Origin of the sequence: Candidatus Poriferisodalis sp. (assembly GCF_965215815.1) — a bacterium.
Classification (GTDB): domain Bacteria; phylum Actinomycetota; class Acidimicrobiia; order Acidimicrobiales; family Poriferisodalaceae; genus Poriferisodalis.
In genome coordinates this window covers 670,552-685,346 of sequence record NZ_CBDCEO010000012.1, presented here as the reverse complement: position 1 = coordinate 685,346, position 14,795 = coordinate 670,552, and the positions used below count along the sequence as shown (strand labels likewise).

General features: G+C 65.2%; 5 protein-coding genes. All 5 read right to left on the bottom strand.

The genetic code is table 11. The features are described 5' to 3' along the window. Nucleotides 1-351: 351 nt before the first annotated feature. The 5 genes from ACOOHB_RS05020 to ACOOHB_RS05000 all read right to left on the bottom strand — a co-directional run bounded on the left by ACOOHB_RS05020 (nucleotide 352) and on the right by ACOOHB_RS05000 (nucleotide 14,743). Nucleotides 352-1,542 carry a hypothetical protein gene (locus tag ACOOHB_RS05020; protein ID WP_420443712.1) on the bottom strand — a complete coding sequence of 397 codons (1,191 nt, stop codon included), beginning with the start codon at nucleotides 1,540-1,542 and terminating at the stop codon, nucleotides 352-354. A 285-nt stretch (nucleotides 1,543-1,827) separates the two neighbouring features. After that, nucleotides 1,828-2,217 (bottom strand): hypothetical protein, encoded by a 390-nt coding sequence (locus ACOOHB_RS05015; RefSeq protein WP_420443711.1) that lies wholly within the window; start codon nucleotides 2,215-2,217, stop codon nucleotides 1,828-1,830. After that, a complete protein-coding gene (locus tag ACOOHB_RS05010; protein ID WP_420443710.1) occupies nucleotides 2,141-8,278 on the bottom strand; it encodes a choice-of-anchor R domain-containing protein in 6,138 nt (2,045 codons plus the stop codon). The genes ACOOHB_RS05015 and ACOOHB_RS05010 overlap by 77 nt, the downstream gene beginning before the upstream one ends. A gap of 283 nt (nucleotides 8,279-8,561) precedes the next feature. Next, nucleotides 8,562-13,136 (bottom strand): choice-of-anchor R domain-containing protein, encoded by a 4,575-nt coding sequence (locus ACOOHB_RS05005; protein WP_420443709.1) that lies wholly within the window; start codon nucleotides 13,134-13,136, stop codon nucleotides 8,562-8,564. 407 nt (nucleotides 13,137-13,543) lie between these two features. After that, nucleotides 13,544-14,743, bottom strand: a complete 1,200-nt coding sequence (locus ACOOHB_RS05000) for a DUF222 domain-containing protein (protein WP_420443708.1) — start codon at nucleotides 14,741-14,743, stop codon at nucleotides 13,544-13,546. Nucleotides 14,744-14,795 lie beyond the last annotated feature (52 nt).

The window sequence follows — 14,795 nt, the reverse complement described above, 5'->3', positions numbered from 1 at the left end:
TCGCCAATCGAGATGATTTCTTGGTCATCGTCGAAGGATTGGGCGTAGGTCGCAGCCAGGATGCCCCTGGCCCGCCTCGAGCCCTCGAGGGCCAGGCGCAGCACGTTGCTGTTCCCACCCGCGCTGTCGAAGAGGATGGCTCCCGTCTCGCCGCCCGCATCTTCATTGTCGGACGTCGTCTGCTTGATCGACAGCGAGGAGCCGAAACCCGACAGCACGATGAAGTGATCGATGTTTTGGTACGCGAACGCCCCTGCGGGAGCCGTGAACTTGTTCAGGCCGACCTTGAAGGAGGACGGGTTCTCAAAGTCGAACAGCTTGTATGCCGTGGTTGAGCTGTCGTCAATGAGCTCAGGATGGCCGGCGATCCACAGGGAGACGGTCAGGTTCGACGGCGCCGCGGCCAGGTCGATCGAGACGCTGGAGATATCGTAGCCCTGGCCGTGAGTCCCCAACCTGAAGCCCATGGAGTACTGCTCGGTGATGTTCGCCGTGGTCGCCGGCGACTGGCCGGCATTGCTGACCAGCGTCCCCAGTACCCCCGACGGGACTTCCGGTTCGGCGATGGGGCCGAAGGGCAGGCTGGTCACCGTTTCCGAGTAGACCGGCCCTGTCCGTGAATGAGACTCGCACCTTGATCAGGTTGCCGACATCGCCGGCGTCGAGCTGGTAGCTGGGCGAGTCGCCGCCCACGTTGGTCTCGGCCGATGTGCCGCCGTCGACCCGGATCCACTGGTAGGACCAGTCGACTCGGATGAGGGGGCCAGTGACTTTGGGGAAATCGTTCTCGTCGGCGATGCCCGAAATGTCGGCCACCAGGATGCCGGAGCTTTCCGCGGAACGAAGGACTCTCGGCGCGCCGGTGGCGGTCTGGTTCGCGTCCCTTTCAGAGCCACGGACGGTGATCTGGAGTGCCTCGTCGCCCCCGCCCTTTTGCTGCCAGGTGCCGCTGTTGTTCCAATCGAACTTGTTCTTGATGGTCCAGCCCGTGAGGCCGCTCGAATCTTCTGCCCCGGACGTGGTGGTGTCGAGCGTGACGCTCCCGCTGCCGCGCTGTTTGATCACCACCACGTAGTTGTCGTTCGCATTGAGGTACATGCCCGGGTGCGTGAACTCCAGGCTCCCGGCATCGAAGGATCCCAGATGTATCAGCTCCGTGCAGGTCGAGGTCGGAAACTCGGTCGTGTCGTCCGCCTCGCAGATCTCGACATCGAAGTCGTCGCTCCCGGTGTCCTCGGAGACGACGATCACGCTGGTCACCACGTAGCCGTTCGTGGCGCCAGCCGTGTGGAACAGCTGCGCATGGTCGTTGCCAGCCGTCTCAGCGCTGTCGTCGCTCCCTTGCCCGACGTTGCTCACGAGGTCGCGCAACGTGAATTGCGCCTCCGCCGCCGTCGACCAGAAGGCCATGCCCGCCAACACCATCGCCAGGAAGGCCAACCCCGCCAGGAAGGCCAACCCGAAGTTTCGTAGCGACAAGCCCCGACCAGACAGGCCAACGGGCAGCAGCGGGAGCGTGCCAAGACGCCGGAAGGCAGTCACGACCTACCTCTCGCGAGCCGAGCGCCAAGGTCGGGGGGGGGGGGGGGGGGGTCATGGCGCGCAGCCCATTACGGCCAAGCGACCACAGTGCGTGAGTCATATGCATGAAGCATTGAGCTTATCTCACACTGCGCAAACTCGGCGCGAAGTCCGGGGCGACTGCCGCTCGATCCGCTACGCGTCGCTCATCGAGTGCTCGCCTGGCGGATTCGTCTCTCGACCCGGCTACGAGCAGCCCGGCGGATTGTGAAGCTGGCTGTCTCGTCCCAGCCCGTCAACCCCAGCTCACGGGACGACCGTGAAGACCGGCGAGATCGCATACAGCGGCCTGTATCCATCGATGCTGGCGGTGACGCGCCCCACAGCGACATCGACCGCCCCGATGGGAGCGTTGTTGGCCGCGGGATCGTTCGGCGTGCCCACGGCGACCAAACCCATGGGCGAGGCCGCACCCATCGGGAACAGCGGATCCGCGGCCCCGGAGGCGTCGCATCCGGTCCACACCATGGCGTTCTCGTGGAAGTAGGCGGAGTTCCCGGTGACATACGCGCCGTATTCGGTGTTGTCCCACGCGCCGCTGTAGAACCTGTCGTAGGAATCAGCGATCAGTGTGGGGCGGTCCTGCCAGCCGCCGTCCAGCCAATGAATCGGGACCCCGATCTCGATGATCGGCATCTCGGTGTTGGATCGCGCGTCGAGCGAAGCGGTGCACACCACCGCCTTGAAGTCTTCGGCGACCCTCCGAATGATCGGGATCGGTGTAGGGCTCGGCTGCTGGTATATCCCGGACAGGTTTGCCCCGCACAAGGGTCCCCGCTGCCTCCTGCTGGACGAATTCGTTGTAATCGACGATGTTGCCCGAGGTGGGAAGCGTTCCGCGATGGGTGACGAACACCAGCCTGAACTGGTACCCCTCCTCGGCGTCGTCGGGGATGTGCAGCCAGCTCGTGGTCACCGGATGACCGCCCTCCACGAAGGGCGGTAAGGGCTCCTCGTCGTTCTTCACGCCGTACACCGCGATTTCCAGCGAATTGCCGTCTGGGTCCGCGGACAGGTTGTCAAGGTCGACACCCTGAGAGAACGTGTCCGCGATGGCAGAGCCCGTCAGCGCGCCAGTGTCCTCGCTGTTGCTCGCGGTCTTCCGCATCCTGTGCCACGTGCCGCCGAGGTGGCGCCACACCATCACGTAGGAAGTGTCCGGCCTCAGTTGCGTTCCCGGCGGCGCCTCGAAGAAGCTGTGGCCGGCCGCGAACCCGGTGGGGCTGACGAGGTTGAACAGCTTCGCGCCCGGCTTGCCGCCCGAATCGGCGTGCACGGCCACCGACACCGACAACGGACCGTCAGGAAAGTGACTGTCGGAGCCTTCGATGTTGACCCCGATGCCCTGCAGCCGGTACCCGAACTCGTCGGAACCGGTGGTGAAGCCCTGCGACAACGCCTTGACAGTGTTGCTGCCGACGGTGCGGTAGCCGTGGTCGGTCTGGCCCAGGTTCTGCACCATCGCGTCGAGCGCCTCGCCGAAGATGGCTATCAGCGGTGTGGTGAGAGCAAAATCATCAGTAGCGTTGCCGATGGTCACCCCGGTCGCCTTCGGCGAGTCCTCCGTAGTGGACGTGGTGCCAAAAAAGCGGGACCCGACGACGCCTCCCGCCCGCTCCCCCGTCACCGGGTCCGTAGCTTGCATGTACAAGTTGTATTCCTCGCAGGTCTCGATCATCGTCATTGCGTCGGTGGTGCACCCTCCTGCCACGGTCGCGCCTTGGGGAGCGGTGAACTCGTTGATGCCGCTTATCTGACGTGTGCTGACCATGCGGAACAGCTCGTCAGTTCCGTCGCGCAGATGCCACGGGGCGGTAAACAGCCCCCCTAATGAGTTGTTGTCCCCACTGAAGGACACACCGCGGATGAGGTAACGATTCGCTGCCCCGACAGTGATCCCCCAACCGCCTTTATCGCCGATCGAGACGATTTCCTGCGTGTCCGCGTCTTGCGCGTAGGTGGAGACCAGGATGCCGCTGTTGCGCTGCGAGCCCTTGATGGCCAGGCGCAGCACGTTGGTGTCCCCGCCCGCGCTGTTGGCCAGCGTCGCTCCCGTCTCGCCACCCGTGTCCTCGTTGTCAGAAGTCGTCTCCTTGATCGTCAGCGACGATCCGAAATCTGACAGCACGATGAAGTAATCGACGCCCTGGTACGCGAACGCGCCCGGAAGGGCCCTGAACCTGTTCGAACCGACCTCTAACGGGGACGGGTTCTCAAAATCGAACAGCTTGGTCTGCGCACCTGCGGCGCCCGACCCAGGAGCGCGGCCCATCCACAGCGACACGGTCAGGCTGGGCGGCACCGCGGCCAACTCGATCGAAACGTCCGAGATGTCGTAGCCCTGGCCGTGACTGCCCAGCTCGAACCCCATGACGTACCGCTGCCCGCTGAAATCTGCCGTGGCCGAGTGCGTCTGGGCGGTGTTGGCCACCAGCGTCGACGCCGACGGCGACCGCGCCGGCCTGGGAACCGGGCCGAACGGCAGGCTGGTCACAGTCTCGAGGGTGCCTAAGTTGTCGGTGAACGACACCTCCACCTTGAGCAGCTTGCCGATATCAGCCTCGACACGCCGGTAGCGGCCCGACTCGATGCGTATGCCCGAATCGTGCAGTTCAGGGTCGATCTGCCGGTAGTCGGCCGAGTCGGCGCCCACCACGGTCTCGGTGTCGCCGTCGACCCGGATCCACCGGTAGGAGAAGTCACGCAGGGTCCCCGTCGCACCCAGGCGGCCCACATTGGGGATCCCGTCGGGGTCGCCGATGCCCGAAATGTCCACAGCCAACACGCCGGGATCCTCCGCGGAAGCCAGCACGATCGGCGCGCCGGTGGCCGGCATGTTTCTGCTGTACACCGCGAGTTCCAGCACATCGCCGGCAGAGTCCACGGCCATGTTGCCCAGGTCGAGACCCAAATAGAACGCGTTCGCGATGGCGAAGCCGGTGAACGCGCCCGTGTCCTCGCTGTTGCTCGCGGTCTTCTGCAACCGGTGCACGGTGCCGCTGTTGTAACGCCACACCAGCACGTAGGAGGTGCTCGCGTCCAGCGTCGTTCCCGCCGGCGCCTCGAAAAAGCTGTGACCCGCCCCGAACAGGCCGGGGCTGAGGAGGTCGAACAGCTTCGCGCCCGGCTTGCCGCCCGAATCGGCGTGCACGGCCACCGACACCGACGTCGGGCTGTGGGGAAACTTGCTGTCGGAGCCCTCGATGTTGACACCGAAGCCCATCAACGGGTAGCCGTCCGGGTCGGAGCCGGTCGTGAAGCCCTGCGACAACACCTTGACGGCTCCACTGCCGACCGTACGGTAGCCGTTGTCGGTCTGGCCCAGGTTTTGCGCCATCGCGACGAGCGGCTCGCCGAAAACGGCCATCAGCGGTGCGGTGCCTGCATAATCCTCAGTAACGCTGTCGAGGGTCACGCTGGCCGCCGTCGGCGTGTCCTCGGCGGTGGATGTGGTGCCAAAGTGGCGACTCCCGGTGCCGCCTCCCATGCGGTCCACTGAGGCGATGTCCTGGTTGATCTCGTATGAGTCGCTTCCTGCCACGGTTGCGCCTTGGGGAGCCGTCCATTCGTTTATGCCGTTTATCTGACGTGTATTGGTCATGCTGAACAGCTCGGTGGTTCCGTCGAGCAGGTCCCACGGGTTGGTAAAGAGCCCCCCTGCTTTTGTGTTGTCCCCGCTGAAAGTCACACCGCGGATGAGGTAGCGATCCGCTGATCCGACAGTGATCCCGACACCGACCTTGTTGCCGACCGAGACGATTTCCTGCTCGTCCGAGACTTGCGCGTAGTTCGAGGCCAGGATGCCGCTGTTGCGCCTCGAGCCCTCGATGGCCAAGCGCAGCACGTTGGTGTCCCCGCCCGCGCTGTTGCTCAGCGTCGCTCCCGTCTCGTTGCCATCATCCTCATTGTCAGAAGTCGTCTCTTTGATCGACAGCGACGACCCGAAATCCGACAGAACGATGAAGTAGTCGACGTTTTGGTACGCGAACGCGCCCGGCGGGGCCGTGAACTTGTTCAGGCCGGCGGCGAACGAGGGCGGGTTCTCAAAGTCGAACAGCTTGGTTGTCGCACCTCCGGAGCCGGACCGCCCAGGAGCGTGGTCCATCCACAGCGACACGCTCAGACTGGACGGCGCCGCGGCCAACTCGATCGAGACGCTGGAGATCTCGTAGCCCTGGCCGTGATCGCCCAACTCGAACCCCATGGCGTACTGCGCGGTGATCGTCGCCGTGACCGAGTTCGACTGGGCGGTGTTTTTGACCAGTGTCGACGCGGGCAGCGGCGGAGCCGGTGCGGGAACCGGGCCGAACGGCAGGCTGGTGAGCGTCTCTGAGTTGCCCAAGCTGTCGGTGAACGACACCTGCACCTTGAGCAGCTTGCCGATATCGGCCTCGACACGCCGGTAGCGGCCCGACTCGATCATGAGGTCCGAATTTGAGGGCACTACGCCGGCGACAAGTTCTATTTGGCCGGCGACCTGCCGGTAGTCGGTCGAGTCGGCGCCCACCACGATCTCGGTGTCGCCGTCGACCCGGATCCACCGGTAGGAGAAGTCGTGAAGGATGCCCGTCGAACCTGGGGTGCCGACATTGGGGATCCCGTCGGGGTCGCCGATGCCCGAAGTGTCCACCGCCAACACGCCGGGGTCCTCCGCGGAAGCCAGCACCCCCGGCGCGCCGGTGGCATTGGGCCGGTGTCTGCTGTACACCGCGAGCTCCAGCACGTCGCCGGCAGAGTCCATCGTCATGTTGTCGAGGTCGGGGCCCGAATAGAACGCGTTCGCGATGGCGAAGCCTGTTCGAGCGCCCGTGTCCTCGCTGCCGCTCGAGGTCTTCTGCAACCGGTGCGCGGTGCCGCTGTTGTGGGTCCACACCAGCACATAGGACGTGCTCGCCTCCAGCGTCGTTCCCGGCGGCGCCTCGAAGAAACTGTGGCTGGCCGCGTATTCGCGGGGGCTGAGGAGGTCGAACAGCTTGGCGCCCGGCTTGCCGCCCGAGTCGGCGTGCACAGCCGCCGACACCGACACCGGGCTGTCGGGAAACTTGCTGTCGGACCCCTCGATGTTGACACCGAAGCCCGTCAACGGGTAGCCGTCCGGGTCGGGACCGGTCGTGAAGCCCTGCGACAGCACCTTGTTGGCGCCGCCGACCGAGACGTAGCCGTTGTCGGTTTGGCCCAGGTTCTGGGCCATCGCATCAAGCGGGTCGCCGAGGATGGCCATCAGCGGTGCTGCGGTGAAGATAACGTCCAAATTCGTATTCACGCCGTCGATGGTCACGCCGGTCGCCGTCGGCGAGTCCTCCTCATTGGACGAAGTGCCAAATAGGCGGTTCACGGTGGTGCCTCCCATTCGGTCGTCCGATATGAGGTCCAGGTAGAACTCGTATGAGTCGCTTCCTGTCACGGTTGCGCCTTGGGGAGCCGTCCATTCCATGATGCCGTCGATTTGACGAGTGTTGATCAGGCTGAACAGCTTGGTGGTTCCGTCGCGCAGGTACCACGGGTTGGTATATCCCCCCCCGTCTGCGCCGTTGTCCCCGCTCAAGGTCATGCCGCGGATGAGGTAGCGGTCCGCTGCCCCGACAGTGATCTCGATACCGCCCTCGTCGCCGACCGAGACGATTTCCTGGAGGTCCTGGGCTTGCGCGTAGTTCGAGGCCAGGATGCCGCTGTTGCGCCTCGAGCCCTTGATGGCCAGGCGCAGCACGTTGGTGTCCCCGCCAGCGCTGTTGGCCAGCGTCGCTCCCGGCTCTCGAAATACGCCCTCGAAGGCGTCGTCCTGGTCGTCGGTTGTGGTCTCTTTGATCGACAGCGACGTCCCGAAGTCCGACAGAACGATGAAGTAGTCGACGTTTTGGTACGCGAACGCGCCCGGCGGGGCCGTGAACTCGTTCAGGCCGGCGGCGAACGAGGACGGGTTCTCAAAGTCGAACAGCTTGGTGCGCGCACCTATGGTGCCCGACCCAGGAGCGTGGCCCATCCACAGCGACACGGTCAGGCCCGACGACGGCACCGCGGCCAGTTCGATCGACACGCCCGAGATCTCGTAGCCCAAGCCGTGATCTCCCAACTGGAACCCCATGGCGTACTGCGCGGTGATCATCGCCGTGGCCGATTCCGGCTGGCCCGTGTTGGCGACCAGCGTCGACGCGGGCAGCGGCGGCGCCGGTGCGGGAACCGGGCCGAACGGCAGGCTGGTGACAGTCTCTGAGTTGCCCATGCTGTCGGTGAACGACACCTCCACCTTGAGCAGCTTGCCGATATCAGCCTCGACACGCCGGTAGCGGCCCGACTCGATCATCAGCTCCGCATCTGTGGCCGTTACGCCGGCGACAAGTTCTATTTGGCCGGCGACCTGCCGGTACTCGGTCGAGTCGGCGCCCACCACAATCTCGGTGTCGCCGTCGACCCGGATCCACCGGTAGGAGAAGTCGTGCAGGATGCCCGTCGCAAGCTGGCGGCCCACATTGGGGATCCCGTCGGGGTCGCCGATGCCCGAAGTGTCCACAGCCAACACGCCGGGATCCTCCGCGGAAGCCAGCACCACCGGCGCGCCGGTGGCGTCCTGGTTCGTCAGAGCCTGAGCGTGGGCGAGATGCCGGCCGCCGGCTAACCACAGGACGCTCGCCAGCGCGGCAATGGCGCCCAGCCCAACGAGCAGCAGCGAGAGCGTCGCACGACGCCGGGAGGCGGTCACGACCTACCTCCCGCTAGCCGAGCGCCAAGGTCCGGGGGGGGGGGGGGGATCATGGCGCGCAACCAATTACGGCCAAGCGACCACGGTACATGAGCCGTATGCATGCAGTGCTGACGTTATCTCACACTGCGCAATCTGGGCGCGAAGTCCGGGGCGACCGCCGCTCGATCCGATATGCGTCGCTCATCGAGTGCTCGCCTGGCGGATTCGTCTCTCGACCCGGCCACGGGCAGCCCGGCGGGTTGTGAAGCTGGCTGTCTTGTCGTGGCCCGTCAACCCCAGCTCACGGGACGACCGTGAAGATCGGCGAGATTGCGTACAGCGGTCTGTATCCATAGATGCTGGCGGTGACGCGCCCCACACTGGCATCGACCGCCCCGATGGGAGCGTTGTTGGCCGCGGGATCGTTCGGCGTGCCCACGGCGACCAAACCCATGGGCGAGGCCGCACCCATGGGGTACAGCGGGTCCGCGGCTCCCGAGGCGTCGCATCCGGTCCACACCATGGCGTTCTCGTGGAAGTAGGCGGAGTTCCCGGTGACATACGCGCCGTAATCGGTGTTTACCCAAGCGCCGCCGTAGAACGTGTCGTAGGAATCAGCGATCAGCGTGGGGCGGTCCTGCCAGCCGCCATCCAGCCAATGAATCGCCACCCCGATCTCGATGATCGGCATCTCGGTGTTGGATCGCGCGTCGACCGAAGCGGTGCACACAACCGCTGCGAACCGATCGGCGACCGTTCGGATGACCGGATCGGTGTACGGCTCGGCTGCTGTTGTATCCCCGACAGGCTCACCCCGGACATGGGTCCCCGCTGCCTCTTCCCGGACGAAAGCGTTGTAGGCCTCGATGTCCCCCGGCGCGGGCAGCGTCGCGCGATGGGTGACGAACACCAGCCTGAACTGGTAACCCACATCGGCGTCGTCGGGGATGTGCAGCCAGCTCGTGGTCACCGGATGACCGCCCTCCACGAAGGGCGGGCGAGGGGTCTCGGTGTTGGCCTCGCCGTACACCGCGATCTCCAGCGAATTGCCGCCGGAGTTCTTAGACAGGCTGGTCAGGCCGGCGCCGCGATAGTACGCGTCTGCGATGCTGAAGCCCGTGAGCGCGCCCGAATCCTCGCCATCGTTCGAGGTCCGCTGCAAGCGGTGCCAGGTGCCGTCGCGGTAGCTCCACACCAGCACATATGCGGTGTCCGGCTTCAGTTGCGTTTCCGGCGGTGCCTCGAAGAAGCTGTGGCCCGCCGCGAACTCGGTGGGGCTGGCGAGGTCGAACAGCTTGCCGCCGGGCTTGCCGCCCGAATCGGCGTGCACGGCCACCGACACCGACGTCGGCCCGTCAGGGAACTGACTGCCGGAGCCCTCGATGTTGACCCCGATGCCCTGCAGCCGGTAGCCGAACTCGTCCGAACCGGTCGTGAAGCCCTGCGATGCCACCCGAGCGTTCGCGGCGCCGAGGGAGACATAGCCGTTGTCGCTCTGGCCCAGGTTCTGCGCCATCGCGTCGAGCGCCTCGCCGAAAACGGCCATCAGCGGTGTGGTGAGAGCAAAATCATCAGTAGCGTTGCCGATGCTCACCCCGGTTGCCTTCGGCGAGTCCTCCGCAGTGGACGTGGTGCCGAAATAGCGGGACAGCACGACGCCTCCCCGCCGGTGCCCCGTCACAGGGTGGGAGACTTGCTGGTAGAAGTTGTATTCCTCACAGGTCTCCATCATCGTCATTGCGTCGGTGGTGCACCCTCCTGCCACGGTCGCGCCTTGGGGAGCCGTCCATTCATTGATGCCGCTTATCTGACGTGTGCTGACCATGCTGAACAGCTCGTCAGTTCCGTCGCGCAGATCCCACGGGGCGGTATAGACCCCCGCCCTTGAGGTGGTGTTGTCCCCGCTGAAGGACGCACCGCGGATGAGGTAGCGATCCGCTCCCCCGACAGTGAACTCGACACCGAGATTGTCGCCGACCGAGACGTTTTCCTGAATGTCAGCGACTTGCGCGTAGGTCGAGACCAGGATGCCGCCGTTGCGCTGCGAGCCCTTGACGGCCAGGCGCAGCACGTTGGTGTCCCCGCCCGCGGTGTCCGCCAGCGTCGCTCCCGTCTCGCCGCCCGTATCTTCATTGTCGGACGTCGTCACTTTGATCGACAGCGGCGACCCGAAATCCGACAGCACGACGAAGTAATCGACGCCCTGGTACGCGAACGCGCCCGTCGGGGCCGTGAACTCGTTCAGGCCCACGGCGAACGAGGACGGGTTCTCAAAATCGAACAGCTTGGTGCGCGCACCAGCGTCGCCCGACCCAGGAGCGAGGCCCATCCACAGCGACACGGTCAGGCTCGACGGCACCGCGGCCAGCTCGATCGACACGCCCGAGATCTCATAGCCCTGGCCGTGACTGCCCAGCTCGAAGCCCATGTCGTACCGCCCGGAGATCGTCGCCGTGGCCGAGTCCGCCTGGGCGGTGTTGGCGACCAGCGTCGACGCCGACGGCGACCGCGCCGGCCTGGGAACCGGGCCGAACGGCCCGCTGGTCACAGACTCGACGAACCCGAAGCTGTCGGTGAACGACACCTCCACCTTGAGCAGCTTGCCGACATCAGCGTCGACACGCCGGTAGCGGCCCGACTCGATGCGTATGCCCGAATCGTGCAGTTCTTTGTTGATCTGCCGGTAGTCGGCCGAGTCGGCGCCCACCGTGGTCTCGGTGTCGCCGTCGATCCGGATCCACCGGTAGGAGAAGTTATGCAGGATGCCCGTCGTATTCTGGTCGCCCACATTGGGGATCCCGTCGGGGTCGCCGATGCCCGAAGTGTCCACAGCCAACACGCCGGGGTCCTCCGCGGAAGCCAGCACCACCGGCGTGCCGGTGGCGTTGGCTTGGTGTCTGCTGTAGACGGCGATTTGGAGTGCGTTGCGGGCTGGGTCCTGGGCCATGTTGTCCGGGTCGGCGCCCTGGTAGAGCGTGTTCGCGATGGCGAAGCCTGTTCGGGCGCCGGTGTCCTCGTTGTCGGCGGCGGTTTTGACGAGCCGGTGCGCGGTGCCGTTGTTGTGGGTCCATACCAGCACGTAGGGGGTGCTGGGGTCCAGTGTTGTTCTGGGCGGCGCCTCCAGGAAGCTGTGGCCGGCTCCGTATTCGGTGGGGCTGAGGAGGTCGAACAGCTTGGTGCCGGGCTTGCCGTCGGTGTCGGCGTGCACGGCCGCGGACACTGATGCCTGGCTGTCGGGGAACTTGCTGTCGGAGCCCTCGATGTTGATTCCGAAGCCCTGCAACTGGTAGCCGTCGGGGTCGGGGCCGGTGGTGAAGGCCTGCGACAGCACCTTGTGGGTGTCGCCGACCGAGACGTAGCCGTTGTCGGTGCGGCCCAGGTTCTGGGTCATGGCATAGAGCGGGACGCCCAGAACGGCTGCCATGGGTTGGTTGATTGCGTTGTCGCCATGGGCTGAGATGGTGATGCCCGGTGTCGTGGGGGTGTCCGAGCCGGTGTTGCCGGCCTCGGTGCCGAAGATGCGGGTCAAGGCGGCGCCGGTTCTCGTGCCGGGATCGAGGCCGCTGGGCCAAACGAAGTCCTGGTCGAAGAGGTATGTCTTGCCGGTTCCTCCTGGCACGGTCGCGCCTTGGGGGGCCGTCCATTCAGTGATGCCTGCTGCGTTACGGGTGTTGATCAGCTTGAACAGCTTGGCGCTCGAGTCAGTCGCGCCGTCGCGCAGGTCCCACGGGTTGGTGATGCCGCCTGTGTTCGATGTCGTGTCGTCCGAGTTCCAGGAAAAACCGCGGATGAGGTACCGGTCCGCGTCTCCGACACCCATTTCGAAACAGCAGCTGTCGCCGATCGAGATGACTTCCTGGTCGTTCGCGACGGGTTGGGCGTAGGTCGAGATCAGGATGCCGCTGGTGCGCCTCGAGCCCTCGACGGCCAGGCGCACCACGTTGGCGCGCGAGCACGAACCCGTCCAGCGTCCTGTTTTGGCCAGTGCACGTTCACACGCTGAGTCCCCGAGCTCGACTCCGGTCTCGGCGCCCTCGTCCTCGTCGTCGGACGTGGTCTCCTTGATCGACAGCGAGGAGCCGAAACCGGTCAGCACGATGTAGTAATGGACACCGGGGTACGCGAGCACGCCCGCCGGAGCTGTGAACTTGTTCGTGCCGGCGACAAGCGAGGACGGGTTCTCAAAGTCGAACAGCCTGGCCCGCGGCGACGTCGAGCTGCGACCAGAATGGTTGCCGATCCACAGCGACACCGTCAGATCCGACGGGGCCGCCGCCAGCTCGATCGACACGCCCGAGATCTCATAGCCCTGCCCGTGAGGACCCAACGTGAACTCCATCGCGTACTGCTTGTCGATCATCGCGGTGGCCGAGTGCGCCTGGGCGGTGTTGGCGACCAGCGTCGACGCCGACGCCAACGGGGCCGGCTCGACGACCGGGCCGAACGGCAAGCTGGTCACCGTCTCAGAGAAACCGTCACCGTCGATGAACGACACCTCCACCTTGATGATGCTGCCGACATCGGCATCGACCAGCTCATACCTGGGCGAATCGGAGCCCACCACGGTCTGGGCCGCAGTGGCGCCGTGGACCCGGATCCACTGATAGGAATAGACGAACTCGACAACAGCCTCCTCCATACCGGTAAACGCGATCCCGTTCGGGTCCCCGATGCCAGAAGTGTCCGCAAACAAGACCGGCACCCCCTCCGCGGAAGCCAGCACCACCGGCGCGCCGGTGGCGGACTGGTTCACCGGAGTCTGGGCGTGGGCGGGATTCCGGCCGTCGGCCAACAACAACACGCTCGCCAGCGCTGCAACGGCGCCCAGCCCAACGAGCAGCAGCGGGAGCGTCGCACGACGCCGGGAGGCGGTCACGACCTACCTCCGGCTGGCCGAGCGCCAAGGTCCGGGGGGGGTCAAGCGTTTTGGTGGAGCGTTCGAGGACGTCGGCCCTGCCGGTGCCGGCGGTTGAGGTGAGTAGTGTTCCCTGTCGCTCGCTGGCTGACTAGCGATGTGCCACATGGTCATCAGTGGGTGTCACAGACACATAAGTGTATGTGACGTCCTCATGGAACGCCGTCGACTACGGCAGGCCGGTTCTCAGCCTGGCGTCAGGCATAGATTCCGCGGGCAGGCACACTGCCCGTCGGCGCTGTCGGCTAGCGCCACAGAGCCAGCAGCACCCCGATGACGCAGTAAGAGACCAGCGGGTAACTGGCGTTGATGGCGAAGAGCCGCAGGCTGCGGCCTTCGAAGGTGTAGTTGATGCCGTTCGAAGTGAGCTATCCGCAGGGAGGTGCGCGTCGCGGTGTGCCGTCGGGCGGTGTGTCTATGGCCCAGTGGCGTTGGTGATGGTCGAGATGGCAGGGCACGCACAACATGGCCAAGTTGGGGATCTCGGTGAGCCCGTCATCCTCGTAGTGATCGATGTGGTGAGCGTGGCAGTGCTCGGTATGCGTAGCGCAAGCAATACAGCCGCCGTCCCGGATCGCCAGCACGATGCGCTGCGCCTCGCTGGCGCTTCGGGCACGCCCCAAGGCAAGCTCAGACCAGTCAGCCTTGAACATCGCCGGCAGCACCTTGGCATCAGCGGCCAGCTCGGCAAGCTGTCTCGCCGACAGTGGAGTGCCATCGTCGAGTCGGGGATTGTCGAGCCGACCCGACACCGTGTTGTAATCGGCGACGATCACCAGACTTGCCTGCGGCTTCTGGCGGCCCAGGATCAGTTCGCACAATGCATCGGCATTGCGCTGTGGATAGGTGAGATCACCGCCGTCGTCTCGTTGGCGCACCGCCCGCTCAGCCGCAGCAATCTGCTGGCTGATTTCGCGGCCGCTGATGAAGTCCAGATCGGCTCGCAGATGCCACATCCCGTCATCGCCGAGGAACATCGAGCAGCGACGCTCCTCGCGCTGCAGCGCCAGCTCGGCATCGACCGGAGTGTGATCGTTGGCTGCGGCCTCGGCATCGAGGTCTGCAAATACCTGCAAGCTCTCATAGGCCAGCGTGTGACGGGCAACCACATCGGAGGGATACGCGCGGCACAGCTCGAGGAACTCTTCCTCGTCGCGACGGTGCTTCTTCGGCGACTCCCGAGCAATCACCTTGGCATGAGATATCTGGATCTCACCCGCGGACAGCGCGTCGAGTGTGTCGGTGAACTCGTGCTCGACAAGAGCTTCGGCCAGCCGTGCTTCACTGCGAGCCTGCGCTGAGTTCATCCGGGTGTACTCACGCAGCTGCCACGCAGCCGACTGAGCCCCATCGCGGGACACCAGTTCGCCGAGCAGAGCCACATAGCGGCCCTCCAAACGGGCACGTTCCGCCACCAGATCCACCAACTCATCGACCAAATCGCCGTGCTTCAGCATTCCGAGGTCGACACCGTCGTCGACACCGTTTCCGTCCGGCTGGGCCTCACCGGCAGTCGCGGCAAGCAGCGCAATGGCATCGGGGTGAACCGGCGGAGCGTCCAGCAACATGGATTAAGCATACACTCGTACGCAACCAAATGCAAACACTCGCGCGCTTGAA

Excerpts from the sequence above, each read along its gene's own strand:
- ACOOHB_RS05000 (WP_420443708.1), bottom strand. The coding sequence starts at position 14,743 with ATGTTGCTGGACGCTCCGCCGGTTCACCCCGATGCCATTGCGCTGCTT.
- ACOOHB_RS05015 (WP_420443711.1), bottom strand. The coding sequence starts at position 2,217 with ATGCCGATCATCGAGATCGGGGTCCCGATTCATTGGCTGGACGGCGGC.